The 12,570-nt window shown below is 47.8% G+C and carries 16 protein-coding genes; 2 read left to right on the forward strand and 14 right to left on the reverse strand.

The features are described from left to right. Positions 1 to 3: 3 nt before the first annotated feature. The 7 genes from rimM to ACFQS8_RS09370 form a co-directional block, all read right to left on the reverse strand. Entirely contained in the window at positions 4 to 588 is a 585-nt protein-coding gene (gene rimM, locus ACFQS8_RS09340; protein WP_382167056.1) for a ribosome maturation factor RimM, read from the reverse strand. Further along, a complete protein-coding gene (locus ACFQS8_RS09345) occupies positions 585 to 1,103 on the reverse strand; it encodes a GNAT family N-acetyltransferase (protein WP_382167057.1) in 519 nt (172 codons plus the stop codon). The genes rimM and ACFQS8_RS09345 overlap by 4 nt, the downstream gene beginning before the upstream one ends. 90 nt (positions 1,104 to 1,193) lie before the next feature. Next, a complete protein-coding gene (rpsP, locus tag ACFQS8_RS09350; protein WP_382167058.1) occupies positions 1,194 to 1,619 on the reverse strand; it encodes a 30S ribosomal protein S16 in 426 nt (141 codons plus the stop codon). A gap of 57 nt (positions 1,620 to 1,676) precedes the next feature. Next, the gene (locus ACFQS8_RS09355) at positions 1,677 to 1,976 is read right to left on the reverse strand and encodes a chorismate mutase (RefSeq protein ID WP_382167059.1); all 300 of its coding nucleotides are present in this window, start codon (positions 1,974 to 1,976) and stop codon (positions 1,677 to 1,679) included. Next, entirely contained in the window at positions 1,969 to 2,277 is a 309-nt protein-coding gene (locus tag ACFQS8_RS09360) for a hypothetical protein (RefSeq protein ID WP_382167060.1), read from the reverse strand. The genes ACFQS8_RS09355 and ACFQS8_RS09360 overlap by 8 nt, the downstream gene beginning before the upstream one ends. Beyond that, entirely contained in the window at positions 2,277 to 3,779 is a 1,503-nt protein-coding gene (gene ffh, locus ACFQS8_RS09365; protein WP_382167061.1) for a signal recognition particle protein, read from the reverse strand. Before ffh ends, ACFQS8_RS09360 begins: the two co-directional genes overlap by 1 nt. Before the next feature lie 443 nt (positions 3,780 to 4,222). After that, on the reverse strand, positions 4,223 to 4,972 hold the full coding sequence (locus ACFQS8_RS09370) for a helix-turn-helix transcriptional regulator (RefSeq protein ID WP_382167062.1): 750 nt from the start codon (positions 4,970 to 4,972) through the stop codon (positions 4,223 to 4,225). Positions 4,973 to 5,209: 237 nt separating this feature from the next. Here ACFQS8_RS09370 and ACFQS8_RS09375 point away from each other — a divergent pair, with 237 nt between their 5' ends. Then, a complete protein-coding gene (locus ACFQS8_RS09375) occupies positions 5,210 to 5,626 on the forward strand; it encodes a TerB family tellurite resistance protein (protein WP_382167063.1) in 417 nt (138 codons plus the stop codon). A gap of 92 nt (positions 5,627 to 5,718) precedes the next feature. Here ACFQS8_RS09375 and ACFQS8_RS09380 read toward each other — a convergent pair whose 3' ends face one another. The 7 genes from ACFQS8_RS09380 to cobA form a co-directional block, all read right to left on the reverse strand. Further along, on the reverse strand, positions 5,719 to 6,444 hold the full coding sequence (locus ACFQS8_RS09380; RefSeq protein WP_382167064.1) for a hypothetical protein: 726 nt from the start codon (positions 6,442 to 6,444) through the stop codon (positions 5,719 to 5,721). Positions 6,445 to 6,645: 201 nt separating this feature from the next. Next, positions 6,646 to 7,389 (reverse strand): phosphoadenylyl-sulfate reductase, encoded by a 744-nt coding sequence (locus ACFQS8_RS09385; protein WP_382167065.1) that lies wholly within the window; start codon positions 7,387 to 7,389, stop codon positions 6,646 to 6,648. Between the two features lie 23 nt (positions 7,390 to 7,412). After that, a complete protein-coding gene (locus ACFQS8_RS09390) occupies positions 7,413 to 7,928 on the reverse strand; it encodes a DUF934 domain-containing protein (protein WP_382167066.1) in 516 nt (171 codons plus the stop codon). Continuing rightward, positions 7,915 to 9,570 (reverse strand): nitrite/sulfite reductase, encoded by a 1,656-nt coding sequence (locus ACFQS8_RS09395; protein WP_382167067.1) that lies wholly within the window; start codon positions 9,568 to 9,570, stop codon positions 7,915 to 7,917. The genes ACFQS8_RS09390 and ACFQS8_RS09395 overlap by 14 nt, the downstream gene beginning before the upstream one ends. Before the next feature lie 2 nt (positions 9,571 to 9,572). Further along, complete coding sequence (locus ACFQS8_RS09400) at positions 9,573 to 10,223, reverse strand: glutathione S-transferase family protein (RefSeq protein ID WP_382168591.1); 651 nt, start codon at positions 10,221 to 10,223, stop codon at positions 9,573 to 9,575. After that, positions 10,223 to 10,543, reverse strand: coding sequence for a DUF2849 domain-containing protein (locus ACFQS8_RS09405; protein ID WP_382167068.1), 321 nt, complete (start codon positions 10,541 to 10,543; stop codon positions 10,223 to 10,225). The genes ACFQS8_RS09400 and ACFQS8_RS09405 overlap by 1 nt, the downstream gene beginning before the upstream one ends. Further along, positions 10,543 to 11,400 (reverse strand): uroporphyrinogen-III C-methyltransferase, encoded by an 858-nt coding sequence (cobA, locus tag ACFQS8_RS09410; RefSeq protein WP_382167069.1) that lies wholly within the window; start codon positions 11,398 to 11,400, stop codon positions 10,543 to 10,545. The genes ACFQS8_RS09405 and cobA overlap by 1 nt, the downstream gene beginning before the upstream one ends. A 169-nt stretch (positions 11,401 to 11,569) precedes the next feature. Between cobA and gcvA the strand changes: the two genes are divergently transcribed. Next, complete coding sequence (gene gcvA / locus ACFQS8_RS09415; RefSeq protein ID WP_382167070.1) at positions 11,570 to 12,511, forward strand: transcriptional regulator GcvA; 942 nt, start codon at positions 11,570 to 11,572, stop codon at positions 12,509 to 12,511. Positions 12,512 to 12,570: the final 59 nt, after the last annotated feature.

Here is a 12,570-nt window from a genome sequence, read left to right on the forward strand (position 1 = left end):
CAATTAGTCTTCCTCAGACTGTTTGCCCTCGTCATCTTCATTTTCGGGATCGTCAATGCGCAATGCATCTGGCAGGTATTGCTCTTCTGGTTGGGCTGTCAGTAGACGCCCTACAATATCCACCTTTGGCACGATCGCACGCGTGAAAGGCAGCATATAATCTGAACCGAGCGGACTTTTGATTTCAAGCAGATCATCCGCTCCAAAATTATACACCTGCAGCACACGGCCCAGTTTACGGCCATCTTCGTGCACAACTTCACAATCAATAAGGTCAGTGAAATAAAACTCGTCTTCATCAGGTTCAGGCAAAGCGCTACGCGGCACATGCAGCAGCACGCCTTTCATTTTCATCCACTCTTCACGCTGACGGTGTTCAACAGGCCAAACGACAAAACCATCTTTATTCTCTTGATAGCTCTTGGCAGTGAAAACAATATTGCCATTGGCATCGAGCAATGGACCATACGCAAAACAATCTTCAGGATAATCCGTATAAGAGCGCACCCGCACATGACCACGCACGCCGTGCGCGCCGCCAATTTGTGCTACAACGATAAGATCGGATTCCTTTGAAGTTTGACTCATCCGTTTTGCATTTCAGGATTAAGCGTAGGACGCGACAACATAACAACAACCTTGCCTTGGTCTGGACGTTCCAATTGTCCAATTTCTACAAAGCCTAGCTTTGCATGAAAATTCAAAGACACTTCGTTTTTAGGCTTGATATTCACTTCAGCAGCAAGCTTTTCAGCACCATGCGCTTCTGCCATATCCAAAGCCTCAGAATACAAAGCTAACCCGACACCTTTTCCGCGACCGTTTTCTGACACAGCAACACGATCTACATAAAGGAAGTTTTCAAGATTAGCTTCGAACCAGCGATAGTTAGGGCTGGCATAATCACGCCCTTTCGCCATGAGCATAATAAACCCAAGACGTTGACCTTCTTCATCTTCCGCCACCAACACACCATGACACATAGCTTCAAGGTCAAGATATTCTTCACGTGTTAGTGGGCCAACAGCCGGCACATTGGCTTGATTGAGGTCAATGATCCAATCAATATCGTCAAGCTGTGCTTCTCGGATATTTAAATCCATAAGATCTCCTATCAAGTGAATACTCCTCTCCCCCTAAATAGGGAAAGAGGAGTCAGTGCCAAACTCGGAATTGAATTAAGCTGAGTTAGCTTATTCAGTTGCAGCTTCTGCAGCAGCTTCACCGGCAGCAGCCGCTTCAGCAGCAGCTTGCTTTGCTTCTTCAGCAGCAGCAGCAGCTTCTTCTTCTTTGTCTTTTTTCTCTTGAATACGCTCTTGAGCTTTTTGACCTGGTTTCGCTTTGTTTGGGTTGTTTCCGTGTTTCCACTCAACCAATCCAGCTTCAGAAAGGAAACGTGCAACACGCTCTGTTGGAAGCGCACCTTTAGCAAGCCATTCTTTGATTTTGTCGACTTCTAGACCAACACGGTTTTCGTCATCTTTTGAAAGAAGCGGGTTGTAGTGACCTACTTTTTCGATGAAACGACCATCACGTGGGCTACGGCTGTCAGCGATAACAACACGGTAATAAGGACGTTTTTTAGTACCACCACGGGCAAGACGAATTTTAAGAGCCATTAGATAATCTCCTGATTTGGCAATATATTATGTGGTCGAGTGACCATATTCTGTCCGCTATTTGCGAAACTGTTCGTGGTGACGGATAACCTCCGTCACAATGAAATTGAGAAACTTTTCAGCAAATTCGGGATCAAGATCCGCATCCTTTGCCATTTGACGTAACCGATCTATCTGAGCCGCTTCGCGGGCCTTATCAGAAGGCGGTAAATTGTGTTCTGCTTTTAAAATACCCACGGATTGTGTGCACTTAAAGCGTTCAGCGAGCATGTGAATAATCGCATTATCAATATTGTCGATTGATGCACGAAGTTTCAACAATTCAGCCGGTGCATCTATTGGTGTATCATCAGACATGTCCACCCTCCCAGTCATGCTTCAGCGCACGCAATGATAAAGTTCCCATAACCATCACGGCTGTAGCAGACCCCAAAACGCCCACGATAATGCCCGTCATAGATTGCGGAGAAATACCATTAGCCATCGCCATAGGAGTCACCACAATCGGCCCAAACATAAAGCCAAAGAAAATCGCACTAAATATAATCAGTTTAGAGCTAAGCTTAGCTTTGAACGTGGCACCGCAATTGGGACATTTGCCTTTCAGCGCAGCACCACCCAAATTATGTTGGCATTTCTGACAAAGGAACTGAGTCACTATTTCTTCTTGCCTCCGCGAGGTCCGCCGAGGCCTGGAAGGCCACCCATTCCACCTGGCATGCCAGGACCACCAAGTCCAGGAAGTCCGCCGCCCATTTTACCAGCCATTTGCTGAAGCGCGGCTGGGTCCATCGCTTGACCACCGGGCAAACCACCTTGCCCCATAGCGCCCATGGCCTTGGCCATTTGCTTCATGCCGCCTTTACCCATTTTCTTCATCATGCCAGCCATTTGCTGATGCATTTTGAGAACCTTGTTCACTTCAGAGACATGCACACCTGCACCTGCAGCAATACGCTTTTTACGTGAGGCATTTAAAAGCGCAGGTTTAGCGCGCTCTTTTGCTGTCATGGACATGATAATGCCATGCTGACGCTTCATCACACGGTCATCTAAGCCTTGAGCATCCATTGCTTGCTTGGCTTTTTTTGCGCCCGGCATCATGCCCATAAGGCCGCCTAAACCGCCCATACGTTCCATTTGCTTAAATTGCTCGGCAAGGTCATCCAGATCAAACACACCTTTGGCCATTTTCTCGGCCATGCGTTTGGTTTTTTCCTCGTCCATCTCAGCAGCGGCTTTTTCCACGAGGGAAACCACATCGCCCTGACCAAGAATACGGCCCGCAATACGGTGCGCATCAAAGACCTCAAGGCCATCCGACTTTTCACCTGTACCAAGGAATTTTATCGGCAACCCTGTCACAGCACGCATGGAGAGCGCAGCACCGCCGCGTCCATCCCCATCCATACGCGTAAGGATCAAACCTGTTAGTTTAAGGCGCTCATTAAAACGGCGAGCCGTTTCCACAGCATCTTGCCCTGTTAGCGCATCCGCGACGAGGATAGTCTCCGCTGGATTTGAGATTTCAGCGACACGCGCTGCTTCACTCATCATTTGCTCATCAAGCGTAGTACGGCCTGCAGTATCGAGGATAACCACATCATAGCCGCCAAGTTTAGCAGCGTTTACTGCGCGCTTTGCAATATCTGCCGGAAGCTGACCTTCCACGATTGGCAGTGCATCCACACCCACTTGCTCAGCAAGAATTTTCAACTGCTGCATCGCTGCTGGACGGTAAACGTCCAAGGAGGCAATCAGAACCTTTTTACGTTCTTGTGTTTTTAAGCGGCGCGCAAGCTTCCCTGTCGTGGTAGTTTTACCAGAACCTTGCAGACCAGCCATCATGATGACGGCTGGAATATTATCTATACGCAGACCTTTGGCGTCTTCATTACCGCCCAACATCTCTACAAGGCCATCATTTACGATTTTGATGACTTGCTGACCCGGCTTCACAGAGCGGATAACACTCTCACCAACAGCCTTGGGCTTAATCTCTTCTATAAACTTTTTAACAACGTCGAGTGCAACATCGGCCTCGAGTAGAGCGACACGAATTTCGCGCAGCGCAGACGACACGTCTTTTTCAGAAAGGGCACCCTTTCCGGTCAGGCCCTCAAATACGCCCGAAAGTCTGTCTGTCAGCGCGTCAAACATACGCCAGTCTCCTTATCGTCTGTTGTGAGTGTTGCGTGGTCTTTTAACCATAGGGCTAAAATGGCGTCACTCATCCCTCCTTGCAACCAGTTACCCCTCAATCACACGTATAAAACGCGCACAAAGCAAATTTGCCCCGCTGGGCGCAATGCGCTGAGCGGAGGTGCTTCTGCTGGGCTCATCCAATAAATGGGAGCGTCCCAGATCAAGGCGCAGTTATAGCTACGCGGAAAGAAGTTGGCTTTTAGGCCGAAATGATAGGAAGAGTCAAGGAAATACGGCCAGCCCGAGAACTGACCGTACAGACATCTTAATATTATGAAGTCTTATTGCAGAAATACGAGTATTTTGCATTTCCAAGTGTCCCTCCCAACCCAATGGTAGGTAACGCGTAGAATACGCGGAATAATTCCGACTGCTCAACTATCAAAAATGATAGTTTTCTAGATTAAATTGAGACGAATAGCTTTCGCAACAGCATGCGCATTCGTTGTCGCCTTCAACTTTCGTCTCGCTGTACTAATATGCAGATTCACAGTCACCGTCGCAATGAAGAGTTTATCGCCTATCGCATCTGGCCGCAGTCCTAACGCAAGAAATGCAAGGCAATCTTTTTCTCGAACCGTTAAAGCTTCAATATCATAGAGCAAAGACGCCATAGACTGGGATAGAACTTGGTTCATGTAATTCATAAAAATCAAAACTTCAGTAGATTGCTCTTTCCAGTTTTTTTGAAAAGCCTCCGCCTTCAGGTCTGAAGCAACACCTATACCTACAGGCGGTTTATTGTCCATTGGAAGCGATCCCAAAGGAATAACAGCCCCGTTTTGCCAATTTGCCTCGCTAGCTTCTTTTAGGTATTTTTCTTCGGTTGGCGTTAGAGTTTGCTTTTGCTTTAGAAGTTCATAACCAACCAATATCGGACTGGGTCTTTCTTTCCGCAATTCTCTAACCGCAAAGTCAACAGCATCATAGCCTTCGTTCATGTAATGCTCTTCCCATTCTGAATCCATAGTAGATATCCACTTCAATGGTGCATCATTTGTCGAATGATTTACGGTATCCAAATATCCCAAGTTGAAAGACCAAAACCCTTTATTCTCAATAAAGCGCTGAATTGCAGTCGTGATCTCAGCTTCTGTTGTCGCAGAATTTAAGCGGTCACACCCTTCAATAAAATTCTGACTCAGCATCGCAAGGTTCCTACCCTACCTCAAACCCTACCCCAATGTGAACAATCCAAACCAAGAAGTCCACCAATTTCATTTACAATTGATTCAGCAAAGCCGTGAGGCGAGTCAGATTTGAGAATCCCTGCCTATAAAATTTTCTAGATAAATTTCACACTCTTTTTCTTTCGATTAAGCGCGCATTAAAGACTCTGGTGCAAATTGACTTTATTGGAACACACACCATTGAGGTCCCGTTAGATGCTACCATCTAAATTTAAAATGTCTGCCGCTACCCTGCTCATGGGCTTGATCAAATCTGATCAGGAGATCAATGATGCAGAAGTAAACGCAGCATATAAATACCTGAACGACTTAGGCACTGATGAGCCTGAGCGCCCGTGGGCACCCGGCGATAACGCTGTTTTGGGTCGCACATCGGGCAACCGCCTAAATGAGGCTTTAGGGGCTTTGCGTTTTTCTCCAGAAGAAGACCGTTTAGACCTTATGGAGGCTCTATGGCATGTGGCTGCAGCGGATGGACACATCCACGAAGCCGAAGAGGAATTCGTCGCAAGTGCCGCTGAGGCACTCGATCTTCCAAAATCTGTGGTTCACATTATTCGTCCCGCAATGGGCGACCCTAATTTTGAACTTGCACAACGCTTGAGCGCGTAATCAGCGCCCAAACATTCAGTAGATTTTGAAAAAGCCGCTGCGGAAACGAAATTTTCCGAGCGGCTTTTTTGTATTCCAATTGGGAAGAAAATCTATTCTAAGGAGGGCGTCTTCAGAGCTGTTGGTGCGCCCCACTGCATAGCTGCTTCTTTCGCAACCGCATTCTTAGGACGTGGAACAAGTCCTGATTGGGTGGCAACAATCTCGTAAACAGCACCATCCACCATAGGCGCATAAGCACCATTTCCGTAAATGGCATCTACGGCTTTAAGGTTTTTAAATATCTCATTTTTGCGCGACAGCTCGTAAATATCCATCGCAGCTGATGTTCCCTCTGGTGCCAAATCATATGCTGTTGGCGGTGTTGCGTTTTCTTGAGTTGCCTCATCATAACGCCCCTGCAAACGGTCCAAACGGTAAATGGCATCATATCCCGTGACATTCGCCCAAGGTTTCCATTTAAGGAAACGTGCATCCATACGGAAGGCATCACCCGTCAATGGGAAGTCCACCGGCGGGCCAAAGTCTTCTCCCTTTGCTGTCGGAATTCGAATGCTTGCTGTAAATGCTTGAGAGCCAGTTTGTGTCAATGTCACTTCTGCGGCTGGTCTCTCATAAGTTAAGCGCGCATATGTTTGCAGGTTCAACCCCGCAAGCACAGCAACAGCCGCTCCTGACAAGAACACTCCACCAAATAAAAATCGGCTTAAACCAGAAAACATTTTAAATCTGAATAAGCGCCCTAATCCGCCACCAATCATGAGAACACCGACAAGCGCTGTGAGTGCGGGAATAGCCCACCAAATAGAAATATTCATGTAATTCACCCCGTGGCCGACAAAGTTTTCATGCGCGACGCCCCACTGCCGCTTCTGTAGCATTAGACCGTTTTCATCGGAATTAACATAGCCTTAACTCATCTTAACGCGCCATGAATACCTAAATAACAAAAACGCTCCCGATTGGTTCCAATCAGGAGCGTCTTATTATCACAACTTAATCAGGCAACACCGTTAAGTTTAAAATGCGCGCTGACGGCCCCCGCCTTTTTCCACGTGCAGGCCACATTCAGTCTTTTCCATACCTGCCCAACGACCAGACCTTGCATCATTGGGGTCTTCTGCAGGTTGCGTGCATGGCCAACACCCAATTGATGGGTACCCCTGCTCAACGAGCGGATGTTTAGGCAAATTGCGGTTCTTGAAGAAAAGCTTCACATCTTCAGGTGTCCAAGATGCCAGAGGATTCACTTTGTAGCGTCCCGCTGCAAACTCAAACACGGGAAGTTGCATACGCTCACCACCGTGAAAACGCTTACGCCCAGTAATCCATGCATCAAAGCCATGTAAGGCTGGCTCCAAAGGACGCACTTTGCGCAATTCACAACACACATCTGGATCGGTTTTATAAAGATCATTCTTTGGATCTTCCATCAAACGCTCTTGCTCATCAGGTGCAATTGTCTGCACACCTGTAAGCCCCAAAAAGGCAATCAGATCATCGCGATATTGTTGCGTTTGGTGAAAATGCATCCCCGTATCAATAAATAACACGGGAAAGGACGGGTCCACATCCGCTATCAAAGACAGCATGACAGCACTTTCAGCTCCGAAAGATGACACGTAACAAATACGGTCTCCAAATTCACGCTTTCGTGCCGCGCGGATAATCGTCTGCGCAGAGGCGTCACGTAATTCTTTGTTCAATCGAAACAATCGTTCTTCACGCGTTTCTTTTGACCTTATCGTTTCAGTATCGGCCATAATTAGCCTCCTTAATCTGACACCTATTTCGTGGCCTGATGACGGCGCTGAAAAATAGGCACAGGCGCACCTGACGTGCGTTGATAGGCGTATGAAAAGTCAGCAATCGCCGCTTCAATGACTTCGGATGCTTCGCCAGAAGTTGGCGTAAGAACGAAGCCATCAATGCCGCAGCGCGCCATTTGATTGACCTGATCCCGAAGCACCTGACCAATTGCGCGCACTTCGCCTTGGAACTGCATACGGCGGCGCAAAAGTTGCGCCTGAGAAAAAGCGCGACCATCTGTATATTTTGGGAAAGCAACTTCCACCAAAGACAGACGATCAATCACATCGCTCAACTCCAACACATCGTCAGCAGGCCCCAAACGCACACCAATGTCGCCATTGCGCGCAAGGATCGCATCCTTGTCAGCCTTGAAACGCTCCAAACTCACGCAAACAGGGCCTTCACTAGGAATTGCTTGGTCTTCTTCAACACATACAAATGCGTCTTCGACCACACTAGCGCTACCATTTTCGTATTTAATCAACGGCATAAAGCGCCTCCTTGAATGGCTCTGCGCCAAGGCGCTCGAATGTTGTAATAAATGGCTCGTCCGCAGAATTACGCTCTGCAAGATAACGTTTTGCAACGCGCTCTAGTGCTGGCGTCACTTCCTCATAGCGCAAGCCTGGACCTTGGATATCACCAATGCGTGCTTTCTCATCAGCGCGCCCACCAAAGGTGACCTGATAAAATTCTTCACCTTTTTTATCGACACCCAAAATACCAATATGTCCGACATGGTGATGCCCACACGCATTGATACAGCCAGAAATATTGATGTGAAATTTACCCAAATCATGATCGTATTTAGAGATCATGTTTTGGATCTCCATCGCAACGGGAATAGAGCGTGCATTTGCAAGATTACAGTAATCCAGCCCCGGACAGCAGATAAGATCTGATGCAAGATCTACATTGGATGCACCAAGCCCTGCATCATCTAATGCAAGATACACATTGTACAATTCATCCAATTTCACATGCGGCAACACGATATTTTGAATGTGGGTGATACGGATATCGTCGAAGGAAAACGCTTTCCCTAAATCTGCGACAACGCGCATCTGCTTGGATGTTGCATCTCCTGGAGCCACATTTAACGGCTTGAGAGAAATCGTTACCGCTGCATATCCAGGCTGTTTATGTGCTGTTAGATTTGTTTCAGCCCAGACTTTAAAGCCTTCATCATTTGCTTTCGCTTCTTCAAAAGCAGCAGACTCCGCAGGCAAAGTTTCAAACGCAGGTGCAGCGAAATAAGCTGAAATACGGTCAACTTCTTCTTGAGGAAGACGCACTTTTTCTTCATCACGCTGCGCTTCAAATTCAGCATCTACCTGACGTGTGAACTCCTCAGGAGTTAGCTCAGACACAAGAATCTTGATACGCGCTTTGTACTTATTGTCACGTCGACCGTGCAAATTATAGACGCGCATAATAGCTTCGAGCCAATCGAGAATATCGTCTTTGGCAACCCAGTCTTTAATCGTCGTACCGATATGAGGTGTACGCCCTAAACCGCCGCCAACAATAACTTCAAAGCCCACTTCGCCCGCGGCGTTGCGCTTCATGTGCAAACCAATATCGTGCACACGAATGGCTGCGCGGTCATGCTCTGCAGCCGTCACAGCAATTTTAAATTTACGTGGCAGGTGCGCAAACTCGGGATGGAAAGTCGACCATTGACGGATAATCTCACACCAAGGGCGCGAATCTTCAATCTCTTCAGCCGTCGCGCCCGCAAATTGGTCGGTCGTTACGTTCCGAATACAATTTCCTGATGTCTGGATGGCGTGCATCTCAACACTCGCCAATTCCTCAAGCACAGTTGGGATATCCTTTAGTGCAATCCAGTTAAACTGAATATTTTGGCGTGTCGTGAAGTGGCCATAGCCCTTATCATATTTCTCACCGACATCTGCGAGTGTGCGCATCTGCTTGGAAGAAAGTTGACCATAAGGAATAGCGATACGCAGCATATATGCGTGCAATTGAAGGTACACACCATTTTGTAAGCGCAAAGGCTTAAAGTGATCCTCGTCTAGTTCACCAGACAATCGACGATCTACTTGTCCTCGAAATTGGGCCACGCGGTCACGCACCATTTGTTCATCAAATTCATCATAACGATACATTGTTATGCGTCTCCTTCAGCGGACGAAATATCTTGGTGGGCATGTTCCAGCCCTAAATCGGTTTCAATACGCGCTACCCAGCGGCGCACTGCGGGAAATTCATTCAGGTCAAATCCGCCCTCATGTGCCCATCGCGTATACGCAACACAGGCGATATCGGCTAAGGACAATTGCTCTCCCACGAGATAGTCAGAATAATTGAGCTGCATTTCCAACGTGCCCAATGCGCGACGACCTTTGGCCATCAATTCTGGATCAATCTCATCATCAGACTTTTTCAAATAGATTTTCTGAAAACGACGCACAGCCAATGACGGCTCATGCGTATATTGCTCCCAGAACAACCAAGATTGCATTTGCGCACGCTTAAATGCTTCTTCAGGAATGAGATCAGAACCAGCCTCTTCCGCCAAATACAACATAATCGCATTTGATTGCGGCAGGACACGACCATCAGGCCAGCGCGCCAATGGCACTTGCCCCACGGGGTTAATCGCTAAAAATTGCTCACTGCGCGTATCCCCTTTTAGCAGGTCAACTTCAACCCACTGAAAAGGTGTCTGCGTGCGTTCCGCAACCCAGCGCACTTTTAAGCAATTGCCGCTTATACTGTCACCATATATGGTAAGCTTATCTATCTGACGTGTTGGCATTAGCTGTTTTCCGCCTGACGTCCATATTGAGGGTGACATGTTGGGCCATTCGCACGAATACTTTCGCGCAATGTCTCGCGGCCGGTAATTTGCCCGTCTTCAGACACTTCCATCAGATATGGATCATTGGCGCGCACTTGGTCTTTTAAAGACAGCGCCAACGCTTCATCAGCTGCGTCATGGGTCAACACTTGTGCATCTTTGATATGTTGCGACCAATCACCAGATGCGGTGCGATACACTGTATATCCCAGCGGCGCACTCCACGCTGTAACGACTTTGGGCACTTCAGGTTTTAGTTTGGGACGTACTGAGCTCATTATACCGCCTCCCCAGCAATTAATTCTACATTGGCGTTTGCAAGGTCTCTCAAACCAAGTGCAGACACTTCACCAATTACCAATAGCGCAGGACCATCGATATTGTTTGTTTCAAGTAAATTCGGCAGTTCACCGAGAGTTCCGTACACGACTTTCTCATTGTCACGCGTACCGTTTTCAATCACGGCCACCGGTGTGCTCGCCCCGCGCCCCGCCTCTTGTAGGCGATCAGAGATAACCGGCGCAGTTCCAACACCCATATAAACAACAACAGTCTGATTTTCCCGCGCTAGCGCAGCCCAGTCCAAATCCGGCACTTCGCCCAATTTCGCATGGCCAGTCACAAAAGTCACAGATTGCGCATGATCTCTATGGGTAAGCGGAATTTGCCGCGCTGCTGCACATCCAAGGGCCGAAGAAATGCCCGGCACAACTTCCGACGCAATACCTGCGGCTCGCAATGCTTCTATTTCTTCTCCGCCGCGCCCAAATATAAATGGGTCTCCGCCTTTAAGGCGTACAACGCGTAAACCCTGACGTGCTGCATCAATCAGCTTCTCGTGAATTTTGGTCTGAGGAACGGAATGATCGCCTTTGGATTTTCCCACCGGAACAAGCGTCGCATTAGCTGGAATAAGCTCTAAAACATCTTCCCCAACCAAACGGTCGTAAAAAACAATTTGAGCCAATTGCAGGCGCTTCACGGCCTTCAATGTCAAAAGCTCCACATCACCAGGCCCAGCACCGATCAAACAAACCGACCCATTAGGGAAAGCCTGTTTAGATTTTTCCAAGCTCCCCGCTCCAAATATGTCTGGACGAGAAACTGGGTTGTCGGCATTTAGAGAATGCGTCATAGTTTAACCCTTTAGTTTTGCTCAAGCCCATAGTCTGTACGCGAACCGCAAAACGATTCTTTTTCGACAGGTAGATAGACCTATTACATAGTTACCTCCCCTAATTGGCGCCGAGTGCGCCCAGTTACAATGTAATTGAGCTAAGCTGAAACATTAGAGCACCTTCACAATGACTGATTCTAGTAATTCAATTGATCGCCTTCCGCCCCTAAATGCCCTGCGTGCTTTTGAAGCCGCTGCACGCCGTCTTTCCTTTACGAAAGCAGCAGAAGAACTAAACGTCACGCCCGGCGCAATTTCTCAACAAATCCGTCATTTAGAAGAATTTTCAGGTGGACCTCTATTTCGGCGAACAGGCAGACAAGTTCTGCTTACCGAAGTTGGTGAAGCCACTTTGCCCTTGCTTACAAATGCATTTGAACAATTATTAGAAGCTACGCATGTCTTACGCGCCCCTAAAAGGCGCAATCGCCTCATGATTTCTTGCGCCCCTTCTTTTGCAGCAAAATGGCTGGCACACCGATTGGAAGATTTTCAAGCCCTACACCCTGAAGCCGAAGTGTGGATTTCAGCAGACAATGCGGTGATCGATTTTGCAGGCCCAGAAATTGACCTTGCGATTCGCTATGGCGGTGGCAATTATGAAGGTCTTCGTGTTGAAAAACTCATGTCAGAATCTGTCATGCCTGTTTGCTCACCTTCTTTGCTTGAGGGCAAACACCCCCTTCGTACACCTGCAGACTTACAGCATTATACCTTGCTTCACGATGAAAGCCCCGAACACGACCCTTCCTGTCCAGATTGGGCAAGTTGGCTTAAAGCTCGCAATGTAAAAAATGTCGATGCAGCACGTGGTTTACGCTTTAATCAAGCAGCTATGGTAGTCGAAGCAGCCGCCTCCGGTCGCGGAGTTGCCCTCGCGAAACGGGCGATTGCAGCAGGAGATTTAGAGAATGGCCGCCTCATCGCACCATTCGCCGACGGCACAAATGAAATCAACTTTGCCTATTGGACAGTTTGGCCGCGCGGGCGCACACAATCGCCTATTGCACGTGAATTTATTAAGTGGGTAAAAGAAGAAGCACAATCAGAACAAGTGGTTGGTGTATAAAATTTAACACATCCCGCTGCACGAGAAATGCATAGACTCTCGACATTTTGTGTGAAATC

The sequence above is a fragment of the Hirschia litorea genome, assembly GCF_042665075.1.
GTDB classification, from domain to species: Bacteria; Pseudomonadota; Alphaproteobacteria; order Caulobacterales; family Hyphomonadaceae; genus Hirschia; species Hirschia litorea.